Annotated in this window: 22 protein-coding genes; 6 read left to right on the top strand and 16 right to left on the bottom strand. The window is 64.1% G+C overall.

Features of this window, described 5'->3' with window-relative positions; genetic code table 11:
• Positions 1-4: 4 nt before the first annotated feature.
• Genes GXP34_04890 through GXP34_04900 form a run of 3 tightly spaced genes read right to left on the bottom strand, consistent with a single transcriptional unit; the run spans position 5 to position 3,490 of the window.
• Positions 5-1,342 (bottom strand): GAF domain-containing sensor histidine kinase, encoded by a 1,338-nt coding sequence (locus GXP34_04890; GenBank protein ID NOY55306.1) that lies wholly within the window; start codon positions 1,340-1,342, stop codon positions 5-7.
• A 55-nt stretch (positions 1,343-1,397) separates the two neighbouring features.
• Complete coding sequence (locus GXP34_04895) at positions 1,398-2,156, bottom strand: NTP transferase domain-containing protein (protein NOY55307.1); 759 nt, start codon at positions 2,154-2,156, stop codon at positions 1,398-1,400.
• Entirely contained in the window at positions 2,156-3,490 is a 1,335-nt protein-coding gene (locus tag GXP34_04900) for an MFS transporter (GenBank protein ID NOY55308.1), read from the bottom strand. The genes GXP34_04895 and GXP34_04900 overlap by 1 nt, the downstream gene beginning before the upstream one ends.
• 81 nt (positions 3,491-3,571) lie before the next feature.
• Between GXP34_04900 and GXP34_04905 the strand changes: the two genes are divergently transcribed.
• Positions 3,572-4,351 (top strand): NAD-dependent deacetylase, encoded by a 780-nt coding sequence (locus GXP34_04905; protein NOY55309.1) that lies wholly within the window; start codon positions 3,572-3,574, stop codon positions 4,349-4,351.
• An 18-nt stretch (positions 4,352-4,369) separates the two neighbouring features.
• Here GXP34_04905 and lnt read toward each other — a convergent pair whose 3' ends face one another.
• Positions 4,370-5,827, bottom strand: coding sequence for an apolipoprotein N-acyltransferase (gene lnt / locus GXP34_04910; protein NOY55310.1), 1,458 nt, complete (start codon positions 5,825-5,827; stop codon positions 4,370-4,372).
• Positions 5,828-5,887: 60 nt separating this feature from the next.
• Positions 5,888-6,787 carry a DUF4349 domain-containing protein gene (locus GXP34_04915; GenBank protein NOY55311.1) on the bottom strand — a complete coding sequence of 300 codons (900 nt, stop codon included), beginning with the start codon at positions 6,785-6,787 and terminating at the stop codon, positions 5,888-5,890.
• A 119-nt stretch (positions 6,788-6,906) separates the two neighbouring features.
• Between GXP34_04915 and GXP34_04920 the strand changes: the two genes are divergently transcribed.
• Together GXP34_04920 and GXP34_04925 are read left to right on the top strand one after the other, a co-directional pair.
• Positions 6,907-7,764 carry a PAC2 family protein gene (locus GXP34_04920; protein NOY55312.1) on the top strand — a complete coding sequence of 286 codons (858 nt, stop codon included), beginning with the start codon at positions 6,907-6,909 and terminating at the stop codon, positions 7,762-7,764.
• A 48-nt stretch (positions 7,765-7,812) separates the two neighbouring features.
• The gene (locus GXP34_04925) at positions 7,813-8,343 is read left to right on the top strand and encodes a hypothetical protein (GenBank protein ID NOY55313.1); all 531 of its coding nucleotides are present in this window, start codon (positions 7,813-7,815) and stop codon (positions 8,341-8,343) included.
• Positions 8,344-8,395: 52 nt separating this feature from the next.
• Here the strand turns inward: GXP34_04925 and GXP34_04930 are convergent, their stop codons facing one another.
• Complete coding sequence (locus GXP34_04930; GenBank protein NOY55314.1) at positions 8,396-9,100, bottom strand: hypothetical protein; 705 nt, start codon at positions 9,098-9,100, stop codon at positions 8,396-8,398.
• Between the two features lie 189 nt (positions 9,101-9,289).
• A complete protein-coding gene (locus GXP34_04935) occupies positions 9,290-9,886 on the bottom strand; it encodes a PH domain-containing protein (protein ID NOY55315.1) in 597 nt (198 codons plus the stop codon).
• Positions 9,887-9,938: 52 nt separating this feature from the next.
• Here GXP34_04935 and GXP34_04940 point away from each other — a divergent pair, with 52 nt between their 5' ends.
• Positions 9,939-10,430 carry a prolyl-tRNA synthetase associated domain-containing protein gene (locus GXP34_04940; GenBank protein ID NOY55316.1) on the top strand — a complete coding sequence of 164 codons (492 nt, stop codon included), beginning with the start codon at positions 9,939-9,941 and terminating at the stop codon, positions 10,428-10,430.
• Here GXP34_04940 and GXP34_04945 read toward each other — a convergent pair whose 3' ends face one another.
• The 6 genes from GXP34_04945 to GXP34_04970 all read right to left on the bottom strand — a co-directional run bounded on the left by GXP34_04945 (position 10,431) and on the right by GXP34_04970 (position 14,833).
• Entirely contained in the window at positions 10,431-11,036 is a 606-nt protein-coding gene (locus GXP34_04945) for a YgjV family protein (GenBank protein ID NOY55317.1), read from the bottom strand.
• A gap of 42 nt (positions 11,037-11,078) precedes the next feature.
• Positions 11,079-12,158, bottom strand: a complete 1,080-nt coding sequence (gene amrS, locus GXP34_04950) for an AmmeMemoRadiSam system radical SAM enzyme (protein NOY55318.1) — start codon at positions 12,156-12,158, stop codon at positions 11,079-11,081.
• 29 nt (positions 12,159-12,187) lie between these two features.
• Positions 12,188-13,150 (bottom strand): quinone oxidoreductase, encoded by a 963-nt coding sequence (locus GXP34_04955; protein NOY55319.1) that lies wholly within the window; start codon positions 13,148-13,150, stop codon positions 12,188-12,190.
• 66 nt (positions 13,151-13,216) lie between these two features.
• Positions 13,217-13,693: a cell wall-active antibiotics response protein gene (locus tag GXP34_04960; protein NOY55320.1), complete on the bottom strand. Its 477-nt coding sequence runs from the start codon at positions 13,691-13,693 to the stop codon at positions 13,217-13,219.
• Positions 13,694-13,743: 50 nt separating this feature from the next.
• Positions 13,744-14,352 carry a MarC family protein gene (locus tag GXP34_04965; GenBank protein ID NOY55321.1) on the bottom strand — a complete coding sequence of 203 codons (609 nt, stop codon included), beginning with the start codon at positions 14,350-14,352 and terminating at the stop codon, positions 13,744-13,746.
• A 46-nt stretch (positions 14,353-14,398) separates the two neighbouring features.
• Positions 14,399-14,833, bottom strand: coding sequence for a hypothetical protein (locus GXP34_04970; GenBank protein NOY55322.1), 435 nt, complete (start codon positions 14,831-14,833; stop codon positions 14,399-14,401).
• 31 nt (positions 14,834-14,864) lie between these two features.
• On the opposite strand from GXP34_04970, the gene GXP34_04975 reads away from it, so the two are divergent.
• The gene (locus tag GXP34_04975) at positions 14,865-15,845 is read left to right on the top strand and encodes a Gfo/Idh/MocA family oxidoreductase (protein NOY55323.1); all 981 of its coding nucleotides are present in this window, start codon (positions 14,865-14,867) and stop codon (positions 15,843-15,845) included.
• 6 nt (positions 15,846-15,851) lie between these two features.
• On the opposite strand, the gene GXP34_04980 is transcribed toward GXP34_04975, so the two are convergent.
• Complete coding sequence (locus GXP34_04980) at positions 15,852-16,421, bottom strand: ribonuclease HI (protein ID NOY55324.1); 570 nt, start codon at positions 16,419-16,421, stop codon at positions 15,852-15,854.
• 264 nt (positions 16,422-16,685) lie between these two features.
• Positions 16,686-18,050 (bottom strand): CapA family protein, encoded by a 1,365-nt coding sequence (locus GXP34_04985; protein ID NOY55325.1) that lies wholly within the window; start codon positions 18,048-18,050, stop codon positions 16,686-16,688.
• Between the two features lie 153 nt (positions 18,051-18,203).
• Here GXP34_04985 and GXP34_04990 point away from each other — a divergent pair, with 153 nt between their 5' ends.
• Positions 18,204-18,320 carry a PTS transporter subunit EIIB gene (locus GXP34_04990; GenBank protein ID NOY55326.1) on the top strand — a complete coding sequence of 39 codons (117 nt, stop codon included), beginning with the start codon at positions 18,204-18,206 and terminating at the stop codon, positions 18,318-18,320.
• A gap of 625 nt (positions 18,321-18,945) precedes the next feature.
• Here the strand turns inward: GXP34_04990 and GXP34_04995 are convergent.
• Complete coding sequence (locus GXP34_04995) at positions 18,946-20,157, bottom strand: aspartate aminotransferase family protein (protein ID NOY55327.1); 1,212 nt, start codon at positions 20,155-20,157, stop codon at positions 18,946-18,948.
• Between the last annotated feature and the right edge of the window lie 32 nt (positions 20,158-20,189).

The following is a 20,189-nucleotide window of genomic DNA, read 5'->3' on the forward strand; positions in this document are numbered from 1 at the left end:
CCCCCTATGGCAACGTGAACCAGAAGATACTTCCGCCACCCGGCGCGGGATCCAGCCCGATCTCCCCTCCGTGCGCTTCGACGATGCGCCGGCTGATCGCCATTCCGAGTCCGGTGCTCGCCTCTCCCCCGGTGGGCCGGTTGGACAGCTTTCCGAAGTAACTGAACAGTCGTTCCCGGTCGGCGCCCGTGATACCCGGACCCTCGTCCTGGACGTCGACCCTGCACCCGGAAGGCACCTTGTGCACGGAGACGCGAACGGTGGTGCCGGGAGGCGAGTACTTGACCGCGTTCGAGAGCAGGTTGTCCACCACTTGGCGAAGGCGGGCCGGATCGGCCTGCACGAGCCCGCCCTCCGTCGGAATGAACTCGATCGTCATGCCCTTGTTCTTTGCGAGCTTCCGATGCCGTTCCACCTCGAGACCGAGGAACGCACAGAGGTCCACCTCCTGGCGATGCAGCTCGAGAACCCCGGACTCGATCTGGGAAACGTCGAGCAGATCGTTGATGAGCTCGAGCATGTACCGGGCCTGCTGAACGATATCTTCGACGAAGACGCGCTGCTCCTCCTCGAGGGCGCATGCCGCCAGATACTCGGCGGCCATGAGCACTGCGGAGACCGGGTTACGAAGGTCGTGGGCGGCCATGCCGAGGAAGCGATCCTTGGTCTCGTTCAGCCGAGCCAGTTCCCTGTTCTTTTCTTCGATCGCGGCCCCGCGCGACGCTATCTCCGACATCATGTGCCCTCGCTCGACGATGGTCGAGAGTTGCGAGGCGATGCGCAGGAAGGTTGCGACATGGTCGGGAGTGTACGCGTTGCGAGCCACACTCGAGAAGAACATGAACCCGACCGCCGAACCATTGTTCGTCAAGGGGCAGGTGAGCGACGATCGGATACCTTCTTCCAGGATGAGGCCGGTCGATTCGGAGTCCGGCTTGAATCGGAAGTACGCACCCAGGTCGTTGATGATTCGGGGTTTCCCGGTTTCGATGATCTGTTGGAGACTGCTTCCCTCCAGGGCCGCCGAGTAGCCGGTGGCGAGCTTCACCGTCGGAAGGTCGGACTTCACCCACTTTGCGGAGACGCGATCACCCTCGATCAGTGAGAAGCTGATCCTGTTGTACGGGATGACTCCACGAAAGCTCTCGTAGACCTTGTCGAGAATGTCCTCGAGGAGAAGACCATCGTTGATCAACGTCGTGATTCGATCGAGCGTCTCCATCTCACGGATTCGAAGTTCCAGCTGGTCGGCAACAGACTGCAGGGTCGCCGCGATTCTCCCCACTTCGTCGGGAAAGGTGGAGGCGGCGGCGATCGGATCGGCCAGTTGCATAGGCTTCACGTCATTTCCTCACTGCCGGCTACCACATACTCATCGGCAACCACGCCGGTGTCCCTTAGCGCCTCGCCACCCAACGCTCCAACACGGAAGCATGCTCGAGCAGATCGAGATCGAGCCCCATCTCCGGATGAGGAACGTCGAGGATCCGAAGGTCCAGTTCGAGAGCCTTCGAGATTCCCCGCTCCGCCTGCGTGAGGCTGAGACGCCGAACCAGATACCGAAACAGAAGGCCCCATCCGATCAGCCGTGCAGTCTGCAGCGTGTTCTTGCGCGCTCCGGCAAGCGGTTCGAGCCGAGCCTTCAGACCAGACGCCATCGCCGGACGGAAGAGGATGAAGTCGGCCGCGGTGAATTCACCGTCGGTGAGTCGCCAGTACTCGTTCGGATAGTCCGGGTAGCCCGCCTGAACGACGTCGCGGCGGATCACGCCGGCCACGGCGTCGTGCGCATGGGCCGCCGAGGTGAACCAGTCGACCATGGCCCCGGTCAACAACGGAATATCGGACGAACAGCCCGCGGCGATCGGCATTGCAGGGTCACGGGCAAGCAGCACGTCGACGCCCGCCATGAAGTTGTCGACGAGGCCACCACGATTCGGGACGGTCTCCACGATCTTCGGAGACACGAACACCCCGGGCTCGGTCCCCACGATCACGATGCAATCGATCGTCTCCGCGTCCGTCAGCGCGTCGACGACCCGCTGGCCGACCGTCATGCCCGCGACCTCGACCTGCGCTTTCGGAAGACCCCGGGTCAACGAGTAGAGGCTGTCACCCGGCATCGGCACGCCGCCCGCGAGTACGACACAATCCATCAGGGCGTCGCCGCCTTCACCGCCGCCAGGCGTTCCCCGTACAGCGAGTATCGGCGTGCGGCGTAGGCCGCCACCACGACGCCGAGCAGCGGCGCGCCGGAGATGAGGATCCGGAGGCCCACTGCGACATTGTGCGGCTGCACGACGAGCGAGGGGTCGTAGCCCGTGATCGCCAGCATCCCACCGATCAGCGTGCCCTGGAAGGCAAATGCCGCCCGGATGACGAACCCGTGCATTCCGAAGAACATCCCCTCGCGACGCACCCCGTGACGAGCGGCATCTTCGTCGATCACGTCGGCCAGCATGACCTCACGCAACATGAGCAGTCCGGCCAGGCCGACGCCCAGGCCCCCCGCCGCGACGAGTGCCTGGTCATACGAGCGGACGACTCCGAGCGGAATCAACAGAAGACCGAAGAGGCCGAGCGCGACGATGATGGCCGAGCGGCTCTCCCACCGTTTCGCCGCCCACGTCCACAGGGCGAACGAAGGTATGGCGACGACGAACGCGACACCGCTGATCAGGCCCTGCCGAAGACCGTCGTTCTCCCCCAGCACGTATTTCGCGAACAGCGGCACGACGGCGGGAAGAACGATGAGCATGAACTCGATGGCGGTCGACATGACGAGAAACCATCGGAACGAACCGCTGCGAAGCGTCATCCGGACGGCCGTCTTGAACGGAACCTCCGATGCGACGGACGTGCGAGCAGGCTCGAAACTCCCACCGAGGGAGATGAAGAACGCGAGGCTCGCCAAGGCTCCGAACAGGACTCCCATCGCGGCCCACCCGATGGCGTCCGCGAGGCTCTTGGCGAACGTCACGCCGACGATCACACCCAGAATCGCGAACCCTTGCCGCCACCCTGCCACGGCGGCCCGAGGGCCCTGCTCCGGGTACATCGCGGGAAACAGCGCAACGTAGTTGATGGTGATCGCGGAGAACATCGCATCGAAAACGCATATGGCGATCAGGAAATACCACCAGAGGCCCCCACCGAGCCCGAGTCCCAATCCGGCGGGCGGCATCCAGATCAGCGCGAAGCTGATACCCAGCGGTATCGCGAGCGCCACGATCCACGGGATCCGCCGACCCCAGCGGGTGCTCGTGCGATCGGAGAGTTGACCGGCGATCGGATCGTTGACCATGTTCCACAAGGTGTACAGCACCCAGGCCCACGTCATCGCAAGAGGGGCGAGGCGAAGCACGTCCAGATAGAAGAACTGCACCCAGCCGATGAACGCCTCGTAGGAGAGCGAGACACCGAACGTCCCGAAGGCCCACAGCACCTTGTGCCGCGTCGAGAGTCGCTGCCGGTGAACCCATGTGCTCATGGACGCAGAGGCTACCGGCCAGATAGCCTCCGCACCGGTCCATCGGGCCGAAATCTCCGGCGGTGCACTATCTTGCGGGGCATGCAGACGCCCGTCCAGCGAGCCGTCGACATCCTCGGCCGAGCCGCCCACATCCTCGTGTTCACCGGCGCCGGGATCTCCGTCGAGTCCGGGATCCCCGATTTTCGCGGTCCGGACGGCCTCTGGTCTCGAGTCGACCCGTCGCTGTTCGAGATCGGCCGCTACCTGTCGGACGCCGCGGCCCGCCGTGAAGTCTGGCGAATCCACCTCGCCGGAGAGCTCGACATCGGCGATCTACAACCGAATCCGGCCCATCGCGCGGTCGTGGATCTGTGGAAGAGCGGTCGGATGGCCGGCTGCATCACCCAGAACATCGACGGGCTCCACCAGAAGGCAGGTCTGCCCGAGACCGAAGTCGCCGAACTCCACGGCAACTTGAGGCGCGTTCGTTGCGTCTCCTGTGCCAGGGTCTGGCCCGCAAAGGAGATCCTCGACCGAATCGACGCAGGCGAAGCCGACCCCCGCTGCCCCGATTGCCACGGCATCCTCAAGTCGACCACCGTGTTGTTCGGCGAGTTGCTGCCGGGTGCGGCCATCGCCCGGGCCCAACAGATGTCCGACGAGGCAGATGCCGTCTTGTCGATCGGAAGCACGCTTTCGGTGTACCCGGCGGTCGATTTCGTCCTCGACGCCGTGTCTCGCGGCGCTCCGCTCGTGATCGCCAACCTCGGACCGACCGATCGAGATGACCTCGCGGCCGTTCGGGTAGACGGGCGGGCCGCTTCAACGGTCCCCGCCATCGTCGGAAAGCTCCTTGGTGCACCACCCGAAGGACCGTGAGAGCCGCCGGCGGCAACGTCAGCCCACCCGTTCTCGCCACACTCCGAGGCCGACGGCGGCGAGAAACCCTGCGATCGCGAGCAGCTGCACCCAGTCTCCCACCCGGTTGTACAACGTTGGTCCCAACGTCCGGAATCCGACCTCGCCACGAAGAATGGCGGGCTCCATGATCGGCGTGCGATCGGTGATCGTCCCGTCGGCGGTGATGAGAGCACTCGAACCGGTGATCGAGGCGTGCACCATGTCGATACCGTTCTCGGCCGCCCGCATGCGAGTCATCTCACTGAACTGCAGCGTCGCCGCCGAGCGCCCATAGCCGGACTCGTTGGTCGTCACCACCACGAATCTCGCACCGGCGCGCACCGCTTCGCGTACGTGACGGGGGAACGCGGCCTCGAAGCAGATCACCGAGGCGAAGGGGCCCTGTGGAAGATCCCACACGACAGGGTGCGTCCCGGGAACCATGTCCCGAGACACACGATCGATCTCCTTCACCCAGCCCAGGTACCGCCGAAACGGCACGTACTCGCCGAACGGCACCCCCTGACGCTTCCTGTACTCACCGACGACGACACCATCCGGACCGTAGAGAACGTTGGCGTTGACGAACCCGGTGTCTCCCACGGCGCGGGTCGACCCTACGAGAATCGAGGCGTCCAATCGCACCGCCTCCGCGGCCACAGCCTCCCCGTTCTGCGGATTGGTCAGCGTCTCGGCCCCATACTGAGCCGAGCTTTCGGGCCAGATGACGAGATCCACGCTTCCCGCTTCCAGGGTGCGTGTCAACGCAAGATGCGAATCGAAGATCTCCTGGTTCTCACCTGGGCAGTAGCGTCCGGGGCACGGACTCGACCCCTGGATCACGGCGACACGCAGCACGTTTCCGTCGGTCTGCGGCGGCCAGAGAGATCCGGCGAGCAGGAGCACGAGCGCGGTTCCGACGGCACCGGCCAGCCAACGGGCACTCTTGCGTTCCAGGACGAGGACGAGACCTGCGGCGATCCCCACCGCCAGCACCGAAAGGCCGGTCTCCCCTACCCACTGCGCCGTGGCCCGCAAGGCCGGAACGTCACCAACCGCGGTACCGAGCGAACCCCACGGGAAACCCCCGAACGGCCAGTGGCCACGTACCCACTCCGTCGCCGCCCAACCGCCCACGACCACCATCCACCACAGACCCGGCGCCCATGCGCGGGTCCGCCAGACGATCCAACCGAGTGGCACGAGATACAGCCCCATGACCGGAAACAGCACCGCCGCGCCGACGCGCGTGCTGATCGCCACCCACCACAGCAACGAAGTGAAGAAGACGATCCCGAACAGATACGTGGCTCCGGCCGCCGACCAGCGACCCTTCGCTCGCCGCAAACCCCACAGCAACGGAACAGGAGCGATGAAGACGATCGCTCCCCAACCCACGGGAGGAAACGCCAGCCACAACAGGCCTGCAGACACGAGTGCACCGAACCAAACCACGGCCGCACGCTAGTCGATGCCGGGGGCTTCACCCGACGGGGGTGAAGCCCCCGGTAGCTCTCAGGCCTCGTCACCGTCGTCCGTGTCCGCCCGTCTGCGCCGCCGGACGATCCACATCACCAGCCAGACGACCAAGGCGATCGGCACGAGAATGACGATGAGGACGGGAAGGAAGAAGGCCACCAGCCAGATCGCCGCGGATGCGATCCATTGCAGCGCGACGATGAGCCCCCGAACGGCCTGACGGAGGATCGAACCGGCGCTCCATCCCTCCCTCGCCAGTGGCGCGACGGCCTCAGAGGGGGTCAGGGTCACATCGACGGTGGCCAATGCAACCTGGGAGTCGAAGAGCCGCTGTCTGCCCTCGAGTTGCTCGATCTCACCACGTACCTGGCGAATGCTCTCGAATACGGTGAGAAGATCGTCCGCCTTTGCTTCCGGCCGATCCCGAACTTCGGCGAGCAGCAGGCGTAGCTCCTCCTCGTACGCGCGCAGATTGCGCAGCTGCGCCTCGATGTCGGAGTATTGCTCAGAGATGTCCTGCGAGGACATGTCCAAGGATCGCACGTCGATGGCCCCCGCCTTCAGCGCATCCAGGAACTGTGCCAGCCGGTCGGCGGGAACACGCACCTGAAGTCGTGCGAACGTGGTCTCGTCCACACCGCCACCGTTGCGGTACAGACTCTCGTTCGAGACAAAGCCGCCGAACTGATCGGCCAGCCGCTCCACGGAGCGCGCCCCCTGTTCAGGATCCGCCACCTCGAGGTCGATAGAGACGTTCTTGATGATCTTGCGGTCGGTCACGGCCTGGTCGGTCACGGCCTGGTCGGTCCCCGGCTCCGCAGCACCGGTTGCTGCAAACCCTCGCGCGGGTGCGGCCTTGTCCAGAACGGTGCTCTCACCCGACCCGCACCCCGCCAGCAGAAGCACCAGGCCTGCAATCGCAATTCCACGTTTCATGTCCCACTCCTCGTCGTCATCCGGGAACCGCCCGGTGTCAAGGGTAAGACGTCACATGCGGAAGGCAAGGTTCCTCGAACGCCGGCACATACCGGAACCTGAAGTACGCTGAAGGTCGTATGGCATTGTATGAACCCATCGACGACATCCCCGACCTGGTCGCTCCCGCGCTCATCGCCGCCTTCGACGGTTGGGTGAACGCAGGCTCGGTCGGCACCCGGGCGGCGGCGTCCCTCACACGCGACGGCAGGCAAGTCGTGACCTTCGACGGCGACGCACTGTTCGACTACCGGGCATCGCGTCCCGATGTCGAGTTCGTCGAAGGAGTGATGCAGGTTGTTCGCTGGCCCGAGATCACACTCACGCACGTCCGACATGAACGCGACCTGCTCGTGCTGACGGGCAACGAGCCGGACTTTCGGTGGAAAGCGTTGAGCGTATCGATTGCCGAGATCGCAGAATCATTCGGCGTTGTCGAAATGGTTTCTCTCGGAGGCGTGCCGGCGGCGGTCCCCCACACCCGACCCGTGCGAATCCTCACGACGGCCTCTCGAAAGAATCTCATCCCCGATGACGAGCAACTGCCCCAAGGCGTCCTCAAGGTCCCTGGCGCCGCCGTCAACATCGTGGAGCAGGCCATCACCGGCAGAGGTATTCCGGCAGTCGGGTTCTGGGCGCAGATTCCGCACTACGTGGCGGGACCGTACCATGCCGGAGCAATCGCTCTCATCGAGCGTGCCGCCCGCCACCTCGGCATCGACCTGCCGTTGGGCGGTCTCGTCGACGAAGCGGCGGAACAGCGCAGGGAACTCGACGCAACCGTTGCCGACAAGCCGGAGGCGGTTGCCTACCTGCAGCGCCTCGAAGAGTTGGTGGCACGGCAGCAGACGATTCCGAGTGGCGAGGAGATCGCTTCGGAAGTGGAACGGTTCCTGCGAGAGAATACGGAGAACCCTTTCGGAGATCAGGAGGGCTAGGAGCCTCCCGGGCCGGCTCCGAACGGGGCGATCTGCCAGAATTGAGATATGGCGGTGTTGGCAGACATGCTGACCGGATTGCGAGCACTCATCGCCTTGCTCCTGGTGGCGATGGTTGGCCAAGGTCGGCTCGAGACCGCCGCCGCACTTCTCGCAACGGCCTGGCTGACCGACTACTTCGACGGCAAGAGCGCCCGTGCCGCCTCGCGGCCGACACATCTCGGTCGATGGGATCTTCAAGCCGACACGTTCGTCGGTGCCGGCCTGATGGTCGGGCTGGCTCTCGGAGGGTATGTGAGCTGGGCCGTCGGGTTGCTCGTCGTCGTGGTGTTCGGTGGGGGCTGGATCGCACTGGGGAACGATTCGCTCTCGTCTGTGCTTCAGGCAATCTCCTATGGCCTGTTCATGTGGCTGGCATACTCACGATCGGTCGGCGGTTGGTGGCTTCCGCCGGTCGTCATCCTGATCATCGCCATCCTGAACTGGGAGCGGTTCATCCACGATTCGATTCCTGGCTTCCTCGAGGGCATCGCCGAGCTGCTCTCTGCCACCCGGCGCCTCGTCAAACGCACCTCCTGAGCAGGCCCGAACGTGGGAACGATCGGTTCGAGTCGGCACCCACGGCCGCGCGTCACACCATCCGGGTGGTTTGGGGTCGCGACGAGTACAGGTAGCCGATGAACATCAGGATCGCGCCCAGGAACTCACCGACATACAAGGCCACCGGTATGCCGAAGCGCTGTGCCGAACCACCGAATGCCGGCATCATGGCCCCGATCGCGATGAGGATGTTCCCGATCATCAGGTTCACCGCAGCTCTCGTTCTCCAGAAGTGGTACGCCGAGTAGATCGCTCCCCCGACAAGCATGACCACACCGTAGAGATTGAAGAACGGTGTCAGTATCCGAACGCCGGAGCTGACGATGGCGGGTCCGCTCAGTTCCCCTTCGAGCATCTTGCTCGGGTCGAGTTGCGCCCCGGCGACCTTGACCAGCGCGTACAACGAGCCGAGCGCCAGGATCACCATGAGAATGTTGGCCAGTTTCACTCTCCCAAAGCGCCGATGCACCAGCAGGTAGACGGTGCCCTGGCCGAGCCATGCGGCGACGAGGATCGCGCCAAAGAGGTACCAGAGTCGAAACACGAGCGGACTCCAGCCGGCGAAGCCATAGATCGCCTCCATCGCTCCACCGATGCCGTACATGACGAATCCGGTACCCCACAGCAACATGTAGGGATGCCTTCGATCGAGCCACCTGCGAAGCACCATCCAGGCGAAAACGAACGAGATGGCCGATGATGCAGCCGGCAGATACGCGCTCAACAGTTCCTGCATGACGGGGACTCCTACGACGTGAGAATCAGGTACAGCGTGATCCCGACAAGGGAGGCCGCCGCGAACGTAAGGACGATGAGGATGATCGGAACGACGCGACTCTGTGGCTCTTGTGGATCCATCACACCTCTTCTGACCTGGACACGCTACGGGCAGGAAACGCCGACGTAAAGTCGGATCCGAGGTTCCTCAAATCTGGTCGAGGAGCTTGCTCCGCTTCTCGGCGAATTCCTCGTCGCTGAGGACTCCGTCCTTGTGCAGCCTGGCCAGCCCCTCGAGCTGCTCGACAGGTCCGGTCCCACCCTGAAGTGCGAGCATCCGGTCCTCCCGCAACCGGTAGATCTCGGACTGGATCCCTTCCGGGTCCGGAATGTCGCTGAAATGACTCTGGCCTTGCTCTCCCGCCGATTCGATGATCAGGTCCCCCGATCGCAACAGCCGTTCCCAGAACGTCTGGGTGAAGGTCGCGTCGTTCATCACCTCGAGTGGTATCTCCTTGCCGTGCCGGGAAAACATGCCTCGGCGGACGATGAGTCGTTCATTCGTGATGATGTAGTGGGTGAAGAACCACTGGGTGAACCGCGGCGCGAACAGCACGAGCCAGATCGCAACCACGACGGCGAGACCGACCCACATCCACGCGCCCTCGGCACGTACGGCGATGACGATGACGCCGACGAGGGCGATCACCGACACGAAGACCGGCCAGATGAGCTGTTTCCAATGGGGACGGAACGCAAGATCGACACGCTCGCCGCTGCTGAGAAGACGTTCGGGATACTTCATGCATGTCAGCCTATCGGAATGCCACCGACGGTGTTCCTCCTAGGATGCCGGCATGAAGCCCGCCACACCGGATCGTCTCTTTCACTTCCTCGACGGCCTCGGCATCGCGACCGAAACCGTCCATCACGCGGCGGTGTTCACCGTCGAGGAGGCCCGCTCCGAACGCGGTGAGCTGCCGGGAGGTCATTCGAAGAGCCTGTTCCTGCGCAACAAGAAAGGCAAGATGTGGCTCGTCGTCGCCAAGGAGGACCGTCCGATCGACCTGAAGGATCTCGCCGGACGGCTGGACGCAGGACGTTTCTCGTTCGGAAGTCCCGACCGACTCATGCGAACCCTCGGGGTCATACCGGGTGCAGTCACGCCGTTTGCGGTCCTCAACGATGCCGAGGGCGCCGTGCAGGTGGTCCTCGACCGTGGCCTCATGGCGCTGGATCCGCTCAACTTCCACCCGTTGGACAACACGATGACCACGAGCATCGCCTCCGCGGACCTCCTGAAGTTCCTCGAGGCGACCGGACACCAGCCGCTGATCGTCGACCTTTGATCAGAAGTCGCGTACGTACCGGCCGGCCTCCGGGCGAAACCCCATACGTTGGAGATACCGGTTGTGGGACACACTGCCTCCGTCGCTCACCAGCGTCGTGTATCCACGGTCTCGAAAGAGATCGGGATTCCGATCGAAGAGGAATCGTCCCGCTTTCAGATCCCGGTGCGCCGGCGTCACGTAGTCGAGCAGGACCCGCATGACACCCGGAGAGTCGGGTTCTCCGATGAAGATGCCGGCGGGAACCATGTCTCGCAGAATCAGCACGGCGAACTGGTCGGAGCTCGGCGCAAGCCGATAGGACGGCTGGAATCGTGCAATGTCCTCCTCGTAGAAGCGGACCAGACCGGCGACGTACAGCGAGTCCGGTCGGACCTCCAAGATCGTGAAGTACTCCTCGTCGGTGAAGACCTTCCAGAGGAAGTAGACGTTGATGACGATGATGGCCGCATTCACCAGGACGATGGGGACGGCGCCGATCAGAGCGGCGTAGATGCCGAACAGCACCGCGCCGATCAGGCTGATGACACGAAGTCGCACGACGGACGTCATCGCCAATGAAAGCACGACGAGGCCCGAAGCCACATAGCCGAGAATCTCTACCATCGGCCGCAGCGTACCGCTTCGAACCCCCGGGCCCGACCGAATCTACAACACGACGGGATGTCGTATCGGTCCCCAGGATCCCGGCCGGTCCTCGAACACTCCGGAGACCACCGTGCCACAGGATCCACAGCACCCTCGATCGATGTTCCACGCCGTGATCGAGTAGCCGGATCGGCCGATCAGCTTCGCGCCGCACGTGGGGCACCACGTGCTCTGGGTCACCTCATCGGGGATGTTTCCCGTGTAGACGTACCACAGCCCGTTCCCCATGGCGATCTCTCTGGCACGTTCGAGCGTCGAGAACCGGGTTTGCGGCACATCCAGCATCTTGAACGCCGGATGGAACGCGGTGAAATGATGGGGAACGTCCGGACCGAGCGTGTCGGCGATCCAGCGTGTCATCTCGTCGATCTCCTCTTCGGAGTCGTTCAGGCCCGGTATCAACAACGTGGTGATCTCCAACCACACGTCGGTCTCGTGACGAATGTACGCCAGCGTGTCCAGAACCGGCTGCAGTCTGCCTGCGCAGTACCGGTGGTAGAACTCATCCGTGAATGCCTTCAGGTCCACGTTGGCGGCGTCCATCGCCTCGAAGAACTCTGCACGCGCCTGCGGATTGACGTACCCGGCGGTCACGGCGACCGCTTTGAGACCTGCACGATGGGCCGCGTCTGCCGTGTCGACCGCGTACTCATGAAAGATGACCGGATCGTTGTACGTGAAGGCGACGCCGGCACAATCGAGGCGTTTCGCAGTGTCGGCGATCCCTTGCGGCGACAAGCGCTGCGCCAAGATGTCATCGCCGCGCGCCTTGGAGATATCCCAGTTCTGACAGTACCGGCATGCCAGGTTGCAGCCGGCCGTCCCAAACGACAGCACCGAGGTCCCTGGCAGAAAATGATTCAGGGGCTTCTTCTCGATCGGATCCACCCAGAAACCGGTCGATCGCCCGTAGGACGTGAGCACGATCTCGTCCTCGCGTCTCGCACGCGTGAAACACAGGCCGCGCTGCCCCTCCCGCAGCTTGCACTCCCGAGGGCACAGATCACACTGAATCCGGCCGTCGTCGAGCGCGTGCCAGAACTTCGTCGGGACGATCGACCATGCGGGCTCGGGATCCATACCCCAAGACTACGCCCGATCCGGTGCCGTCAGGGAATCAGCAGCACTTTTCCCGTCGTCCGTCGACCCTCCAGCGCGAGGTGCGCCGCCGCCGCATCGGACATCGCAAACCGTTGGCCGATGGCGACGTTCAGCCATCCGTCCAGAATCCCGCGAAAGACCTCGCCCGCCCTGTGCTCCAGCTCGTCGGGCGATGCAATGTGGTGGAACAAGCTCGGCCGTGTCACGTACAGGGACCCGTTGCGGCTCAGCTCCTGCAGATCGAACGGTTCGACCGGACCCGAAGACTGCCCGAAGAGAACGACCATGCCCCGAATACGCATCAGGGCGAGGCCGTCGAGGAACGTGGTCCTGCCGACACCGTCGTAGATGACGTGGAGCGGCCTCCGGCCGGCCGTCTCCTCGACGACCTGGACGAACTCCGAGTAGTCGCAGGCGACCTCGGCGCCGAGGGACTCGGCGATTCGACGCTTTTCCGAGGTTCCGGCCGTGGCGAACACTCGTGCCCCTGCCTGCACGGCCATCTGGATGAGCAGCCTCCCCACGCCGCCCGCCCCGGCGTGAACGAGACACAGCTCTCCTTGCCGAAGAGGGTACGTGTCATGAACGAGGTAGTGCGCCGTCATCCCCTGGAGCATGGTCGCCGCGGCGATCTCGAGGTCGACGCCCTCGGGCACGGCGACGGCCTGATCGGCTGCAACGAGCGTCTGCTCAGCATAGGACCCCCGAGCCGAAGTCCAGGCAACACGATCACCGACCTTCCAGCGCCGGACGCCGCCGCCGACGGCATCGACCACACCGGCTCCCTCGAGGCCGAGAACCAGCGGCAGATCCACCGGATAGAGGCCGCGCCGGTGATAGGTGTCGATGTAATTCACGCCCGCAGCAGCAACCTGAACTCGGATCTGGCCCTCACCGGGGTGAAGGTCGGGAACCTCGTCCCAGGACAAGACTTCGGGACCTCCGTGGGTCGCAAGACGAATGGCATGCATGGGCTTCCTCCTCTTCGCCGGCATCACCGTAGCCAGGGGCCGCAGTGCCCCGAGCAACTCGGCCGATCACGATCGGACGGCGTGAGATTCCGACTCGGCGTTGGCGATCACGAGTCCCCCACCGACCGTCAGCGCATCGATGTGCAGGATCGGCGCGCCATCGGGCAGTGTCTCCGGATCCGGGATCTCGATCTGGGCCGCACCGCCGATCACACGATGGTCGACTTCGACCCGCCAACTCCTGCAGACCAGGACACGTGCTCCGCCGGCGAGAACCCGCAGGTCGAGCCTTGCCCCTTCCGGATCGAGAAGGGCCTGACGAAGGTCGATATCGACACCTCCCATGGCGACGATCACCCGTCCGGAACGGAGGCGCGTGGAGACACTCTCGTAGCTACGGCCATCCATGAGTGCCACGAGTTTGAAGTCGTCTGCATCCTCGTCGGCGTTCTCGCCGATGATTCTCGTGAGTGCGAGCGCCGTCGCTTTCATGACGACTTCCGCTGCGATCATCCAAAGAAGGATCTTGAACAGCTTCTTCATCGGTACCTCCGTCTACAAGCCTAGAGGTGTGTGCATCGAAGGGCCGACGCTCACGAGGCGAAGAAGAACGCCTTCACGCCGTCGAAGAGATACTGGGCCCCGATCGCCACGAGGATCAGGCCCATGAATCGGATGATGAGGACACCGCCACGGCCGCGAATGAATCGTCCCGCCGACGCCGAGAGAGCGAGTACCAGAAACAGAATCAACGCGATGATCGCGACGGCGACCAGCACCACGAGATCACCTTCCAGGCTTCCCGATTTGGCCGTCAACGTGATGACCGTGGTGATCGCCCCGGGACCGGCCACCATCGGCATCGCAAAGGGCACCAGGATCGAGTCCTCCTCGCTGATGGGACGATCCGAATGCTGCACGCGTGTCGGACTCCCCTGCAACATCTCCAGGCCCATGAGCACGATGACGACACCGCCCGCCGCCTGGAACGCCGGCATCGAGATCCCGAACGCCTCGAGTATCCACCTGCCCCCGATCGCCGAAAGGGCCAGGATCGCGAACACCACGGCGGAAGCGAGGCCCGCGTATCGCCGGCGCGTCTGACGATCGGAATCCTCGGTGATACTCAGGAATATCGGCAGAGCACCCACCGGATTGGTGATCGCGAGCAACGCGGCAATTGCCTGGGCAAGTTCGCTCATCGCCGAGAGTCTACCGACGAAGCCACGAGTCTCGCATCACCGGCGCTCAGAGGTCTCTGCCACGTCGGCGCAACTCGGACACCAACGCCTCGTCCTCGTACCGCATCAGGTCGGGCGACCACTGGAGGAGCGCGACCGGCTTTCCTTCGGCCTCTTCGAGCAACCCGATGACGACATCTCGCAGCGTCCGAGCCCAAGCCCGTCCTTTCGCATCGGCCTGTTGCGACAACGTTCCGTCGGCGTTGACCGTGAACACCCCCACCTCCACTCGCGGGTTTGCCCTGGACCCACGCTCTCCGTACACGAGGATCACGGAACCCACAGGGACGTCTTGTACTCCCCCCGTTGCGATGAACTCGCCTTCAAACGCCCAGCCGGAACTCTTGGCCTCGTCCACCCTCTCGACCACCTTCGCCCAGTTCTTGTGACGCTCGTCACCGAAGAGCGGAACGGAGATCGCGACGAGGGGCCGGTCGTTCATAGGTCCACTGTACCGAGGTAATGTCGGTGCCATGAAGAACGTGCGATGGGGCATCATGGGAACAGGCCGGATCGCGTCCGCACTCGTCGAGGCCGTGCGCCAGGTGCCGGGCGGAGAGATCGTTGCCATCGGTTCCTCGTCGAGAGAGCGAGCGGAAGCCTTTGCCGATCTCCACGACATCCCCGGCCGGTACGCCACACACGAGGACGTCGCCAACGACCCGGATGTGGATGTCGTCTACGTCGCCACGACCAACGACCTGCATCACGCCAACACGCTTGCGGCCCTCGAACACGCAAAACCGGTCCTTTGTGAGAAGCCCTTCGCTCTCAACCTTCGGCAGGCCGAGGAAATGGTCGCCGCCGCTCGAAATCGAGATGTGTTTCTGATGGAGGCGATGTGGATGCGCTTTCAGCCGGCGATCAGTCGCCTCGAGGCCATCATACGTTCAGGACGCCTCGGCAAGGTCCGCTCGGTCCAGGCCAACTTCGGATTCCTCGCAGGACCCCACCCCAGCGGCCGTCTGTTCGACCCCTCACTCGGCGGCGGAACGGTCATGGACCTCGGCGTCTACGTGGTGACCTTCGCCACGATGCTCCTCGGCACCCCCGATCGCATCGCCGTGACAGCCGAAATGTCCGATGCAGGGATCGACGAGCAGGCCGGAATCGTCCTCCACCATCGCAACGGAGGCGTGTCCACGCTGAGCACGTCATTCGTGGCAGATTCGAATATGGAAGCATTCGTCTCCGGATCCGACGGATACGTCCGAGTCCATCCTCCGTTCCACCACTCCCCCATGCTCTCGATCGAGCGACGGGGAAGCGTCGTCGAGACGATCGATACGAGCTACGAGGGATCGGCGTACCGGTTCGAAGTCGAAGAGGTACACCGGTGCCTTCTGGAAGGGGCGACGGAGAGCCCCCGCATGGGCCTCGACGACACGCTGGTGGTGATGCGCACCCTCGATCGGATCCGAGAGCAGATCGGGCTGACGTTTCCGGGGGAGTAGGACCGTTCAGTCCCGCCACCGATTGGCGAGTTTGTCCGCGTACTCGTTCCACCGGTAGCCGGCATGCCCCTTGATCCACTCCAACGTCAGTTCGGGCCGCCAGCCGTAGTACGCCTTCTTCACCAGATCCACGTTCTCGACCGGCCCCGTCCTGCGCTTCCATCCACGCTTCTCCCACCCTGCCGCCCACTCGTTGATGGTGCGTACCACCAGATTCGAATCCGAATAGATGGTCATGGGGGTGCCCTCGGGAACGAGGTCGAGTGCCGCAATCACCGCGGTGAGCTCCATACGGTTGTTCGTGGTGTGCTCCGCGTGTCCAAATGCCTCGGCGACGATCTCGTCGTCGACGACGTAGACCGCGCCCCAACCGCCGGGGCCGGGATTCGGTGAGGCGCTCCCATCGGTGAACACCCCGGTCGTCGGCCCGTCGTCGACCGCCGCTGCCGGACGGTCCTGCCTCACGGCATCCCGACAGGTGCGACACACCGACGGTTCCCATCCCGGGAAGCGGTCGAGGACATGCCGGGGCAGCGAGAAAACGGCTCCACAGGTTCGACAGGTGAATCGAGGCATGGCCGTAAGGATACGCCGACGCGGTGTGCCCTCGGAACTCCTTCGGAACGGTTCATGCGGCAGCCGTCCGGGGCTGGGAGGCTCACCGTACCCCCCGCTGGGGCAACGGGTATAGCGGGCACGGATGGAGGGTAGCCAACCGGACGGCCGGCCGCATGCATCACGGTACCCGCTTCTCGCGAGCTTGTGCAACCACTCCCATGGATCCGCGCCCATACGGCACATGACTCCGCTACACCTCCGGCATGCTCGAACGGATACCCGTCAGGGCACCAGAATGGGGTCGGTCCGGCCGTCGCCATCGACGTCCGCGCACTCGGGCGCGACATCGCGATCCAGGATCGGAGCGACGAGGGCACTGAACCTGCGCCATCGCCACGCTCCGGACATCGCGACACCGTCCGTCTCATCCGAGCCGTATCCGGAGACAAGGCTTGCGCCGCAGGCCGTGAGGCGCCGCGACCACTCCGAATCCCCTCGCTCGCCGGGCTCGCCGGACTCGAAATCGCGACCGAGGCTCCACCATCCGGTGCCGAGCATCACCGCGTCACCGTCCGGATCGTCCCATCGCACGAAATGCACCCGTCGGTCGCGATGCTGCACCGCCGCCACCCGGTATGCGGCGACACCGTCGGCGTCGGCAAGGACCTCGAGGATCGCCCCTTCCTTCGTTTCAGGATCACCCTGATCGAAGAGGAAGTTGCCGAGGCTCGTCGCCACCACGGTCGGTCGTGCACCATCGATCACGAAGACGGGCTGGACGACATGTGGCCCGCTCCCCCACACGACGTCCACGCCCCAGCCGTGGAGCTCCCCGGCAAGCTCCGCCATGTACGGGTCGGTCCGTGTGCGGTATTCGACCCCGCCGTGTACGGCCACCACGAGCAGATCCACCAAGGGGCGCAACCCGGTCACCGCGGTACGGACCGTCTCGTCGTTCCACGGTGCGATGCCCGCCCGATCATCACCTGCCGGGGTACCCGCTCTCGTCGCGTCGAAAGCGAGAAACCCCACGCGAAGGCCCCGCACCTCCACGATGACGGGCCGCACGGCTTCGCTCAGGTTCGCCCCGCCGCCGACCGCCAGCATCCCGGCATCATCGATCGCCTCGACACTGTCGATCACCGATGCCCGCCCGGCGTCACCCGCATGGTTGTTCGCCACCGACAGGACATCCGCCGCGGCGAGCAGCCGCGCCGTCTCCGGCCTCGCCTCGAGCGCGTACGGATTGAGCGCGATGTGTCGCCGATTCGTCAACGGCGACTCCATGTTCGCGCCGGCGATATCCACCTCCGAGAGGACGGATCGCACGTCCTCGAAGATGCTCTGCGGGTCGCTGCGAACGATCCGCGACAGACCACGGCCGAGCATGACGTCACCCACCATCGCGATGCGGACGGTGGGGCGCCGTGTCGTCTCCAGCGTGGCGAACGTCGTCGTGGTGGTCGACGTCGTCGTGGTGGTCGACGTCGCCGTGACGGCCGGAGGGACGGACGTCGCCGTGGTCGAAGTCGTCGGAGCCGGAACATCGGACGGAGACCGGGCAGGTCCGGATGCCCGCGGCACGCATCCGCCGACGAGCAAGGCCACCGCAGCGATGCCCACATGGAATACGACCCGGGTCGTCATTCTCGTCAACGGTCGATCTTGCCCGGCAACAGAAACGGGTACGGGCGCCGGCGAACCTTGTGATGCCACCACCGGTCGATTCGGCGAAGACGCTGCAGAAGCTCCCACATTCGAGCGTCACTCGCGTAGTAGCGCCTGACTTCATCCGTGCCGATGGGATCCGACAACCTGCGATTCGCGTGCTCGAGCGCCAAGGGAATGAGTGAGATGAGCCGTTCCTTGTGGAACTGCGCAACCAGATTGAGGATGGTGGTGCGGACGTCGAAGTAATCGTCGATGATCCCTTGAACGAGAAAGCGCTTCACGATCCCCCGCAGAGCCCAGGGCAGTGATGCGAGGAAGATGTCCACGTCGATGCGATCGACCCCTTGGTCGTCTTTCAGGAGAGGCGTCGTAACGTCGAAATAGACGAGATCATCCCCGTCGACCGCCCAGTTCGAGATCTGTGCATCGATCCCGATCTGGGCGCCTATGGCCGCCTCGGTCTTTGCGAAGACCTGGTCGAAGAGACGGATGGCCTGTTCTTCCGTTGCCTCCCTGAGATAGGCGTGCCCGACGCACTCGGCGGGAAGCAACGGCTGGAGGATGTACACGGCGACATCTCGACCGTCGAGCCCCAGTATCTGATGCGATGTCGGCACGACCGCGACATCGACGGCCCGCAACCCTGTCACATAATCCTCGAGAAGGGCGAGATACGCCTCGACTCCGTCACCGCGTCGAAAGGTCGGAAGCCGCTTCGCCACGGCCATGCCGTCGATACCGGCCCAGGACACGACCGTCGTGATCTCGCCGTACCCGACGACATCGAGTCCTTCGGCGCGACCCGTGGCGAACGCCTTCTGAAATCGTTCTTCCAACGCCTCCAGGTCGTCGACCCGAACAGGTTCGAGGTTCATGTGAAGATGCTCCGGACGCGGGCGATGATGTCTTCGACTTGCTCATCGTCGAGGATCAGGGGCGGAAGGAACTGCAGCACCGAGCGATCGTTCTCGGCCCACACGGCGAAGATACCGGCGTCCAAGAACATCTTGGCGGCCATCACGGCCGCGTCGGGGGCCGGGAAGGCCAGCCCCATCATCATCCCTCGCCGGCGAAGGTTGAACGGCAGGTCGGAGAGCCCGCTCCGGAAGCGTTCGCCAAGCTCGCGGACACGGGTGAGAAAGCCGGGTGTCTCGACGATGTCCAAGACCGCGAGAGCGGCTGCACATCCCGGTTCTGCGCCGCCGAACGTGGAAAGGTGCACGAACGGCAGCTCGTCGAAGAAAGAGAACACCGCGGGACTCATCAACGTGGCGCTGATCGGATAGATCCCTCCACTCAACCCTTTTCCCGTGACGAGGATGTCCGGAACGGCGTCGAGTTGTTGATAACACCACATGGTTCCCGTCCGACCGAGCCCGGTCTGCACTTCGTCGAGCACGAGGAGAGCGCCTCTGGATCTCGCGAGCTCCGCAACCGATGCAAAGTAGCCGTCGGCTGCGATCGGCATGCCGAGAGTCGCCGGCACCGGCTCGAGGAGTACGGCGGCAGTGTCGGAATCGATCTCGCCGGCGAGCGCATCGATGTCGTCGAACGGGACCTGCACGAAGCCGGGAAGGTTCGGACCGAACGGTGTGCGGTATTCGGGATCACCGGCTGCCACCGAGAGCCCCGTGTGCCCGTGGTAGCCGCCTTTCGCGGAGACGATCTTCTGTCGACCGGTCACCCCTCGAGCCGCCTTGAGGGCGAGATCGATCACTTCTCCCCCTCCCACACCGAAGATCACGCCCGACAGTGCCCCGCCGGTCGTTGCGACGAGCCGCTCCGCGAGCCTCGCCCGCATCCCGGAGACGAGATGATGATTCCCGATATCGAACGAGTCCAGCGCAGTTCGGACGGCACCGAGGACACGCGGATTCCTGTGACCGAGGTTGAAGACACCACCATTGCAGTGGCAGTTGTAGAAGCGGGTTCCGTCGTAGGCGTCCGTGAAGATGGCACCATCCCTGGATCCCATCACGAGACCGAGCTCCAACCGGCGATACAAGGCCACTTTGCCGGGAGAGATGTACGTGCCGTAGGCGTCGTAGGTCGCATCGCTCGTCGGATACTGTCGAAAACTCATCGCACCTCCTTCGCCAGTCCAGACTACGTCGC

It is taken from the genome of Actinomycetota bacterium, assembly GCA_013152275.1.
Lineage (GTDB): Bacteria > Actinomycetota > Acidimicrobiia > Spongiisociales > UBA4744 > BMS3Bbin01.

Excerpts from the sequence above, each read along its gene's own strand:
- GXP34_04930 (NOY55314.1), bottom strand. The coding sequence starts at position 9,100 with ATGCAGGAACTGTTGAGCGCGTATCTGCCGGCTGCATCATCGGCCATC.
- GXP34_04960 (NOY55320.1), bottom strand. The coding sequence starts at position 13,693 with ATGAAGAAGCTGTTCAAGATCCTTCTTTGGATGATCGCAGCGGAAGTC.
- GXP34_04940 (NOY55316.1), top strand. The coding sequence starts at position 9,939 with ATGAAGCCCGCCACACCGGATCGTCTCTTTCACTTCCTCGACGGCCTC.
- GXP34_04985 (NOY55325.1), bottom strand. The coding sequence starts at position 18,050 with ATGACGACCCGGGTCGTATTCCATGTGGGCATCGCTGCGGTGGCCTTG.
- GXP34_04945 (NOY55317.1), bottom strand. The coding sequence starts at position 11,036 with ATGGTAGAGATTCTCGGCTATGTGGCTTCGGGCCTCGTCGTGCTTTCA.
- GXP34_04935 (NOY55315.1), bottom strand. The coding sequence starts at position 9,886 with ATGAAGTATCCCGAACGTCTTCTCAGCAGCGGCGAGCGTGTCGATCTT.
- GXP34_04990 (NOY55326.1), top strand. The coding sequence starts at position 18,204 with ATGGGATCCGACAACCTGCGATTCGCGTGCTCGAGCGCCAAGGGAATG.
- GXP34_04925 (NOY55313.1), top strand. The coding sequence starts at position 7,813 with ATGGCGGTGTTGGCAGACATGCTGACCGGATTGCGAGCACTCATCGCC.
- GXP34_04955 (NOY55319.1), bottom strand. The coding sequence starts at position 13,150 with ATGCATGCCATTCGTCTTGCGACCCACGGAGGTCCCGAAGTCTTGTCC.
- amrS (NOY55318.1), bottom strand. The coding sequence starts at position 12,158 with ATGGATCCCGAGCCCGCATGGTCGATCGTCCCGACGAAGTTCTGGCAC.
- GXP34_04995 (NOY55327.1), bottom strand. The coding sequence starts at position 20,157 with ATGAGTTTTCGACAGTATCCGACGAGCGATGCGACCTACGACGCCTAC.
- GXP34_04970 (NOY55322.1), bottom strand. The coding sequence starts at position 14,833 with ATGAACGACCGGCCCCTCGTCGCGATCTCCGTTCCGCTCTTCGGTGAC.
- GXP34_04975 (NOY55323.1), top strand. The coding sequence starts at position 14,865 with ATGAAGAACGTGCGATGGGGCATCATGGGAACAGGCCGGATCGCGTCC.
- GXP34_04895 (NOY55307.1), bottom strand. The coding sequence starts at position 2,156 with ATGGATTGTGTCGTACTCGCGGGCGGCGTGCCGATGCCGGGTGACAGC.
- GXP34_04915 (NOY55311.1), bottom strand. The coding sequence starts at position 6,787 with ATGAAACGTGGAATTGCGATTGCAGGCCTGGTGCTTCTGCTGGCGGGG.
- GXP34_04965 (NOY55321.1), bottom strand. The coding sequence starts at position 14,352 with ATGAGCGAACTTGCCCAGGCAATTGCCGCGTTGCTCGCGATCACCAAT.
- GXP34_04980 (NOY55324.1), bottom strand. The coding sequence starts at position 16,421 with ATGCCTCGATTCACCTGTCGAACCTGTGGAGCCGTTTTCTCGCTGCCC.
- GXP34_04905 (NOY55309.1), top strand. The coding sequence starts at position 3,572 with ATGCAGACGCCCGTCCAGCGAGCCGTCGACATCCTCGGCCGAGCCGCC.
- GXP34_04920 (NOY55312.1), top strand. The coding sequence starts at position 6,907 with ATGGCATTGTATGAACCCATCGACGACATCCCCGACCTGGTCGCTCCC.
- GXP34_04900 (NOY55308.1), bottom strand. The coding sequence starts at position 3,490 with ATGAGCACATGGGTTCACCGGCAGCGACTCTCGACGCGGCACAAGGTG.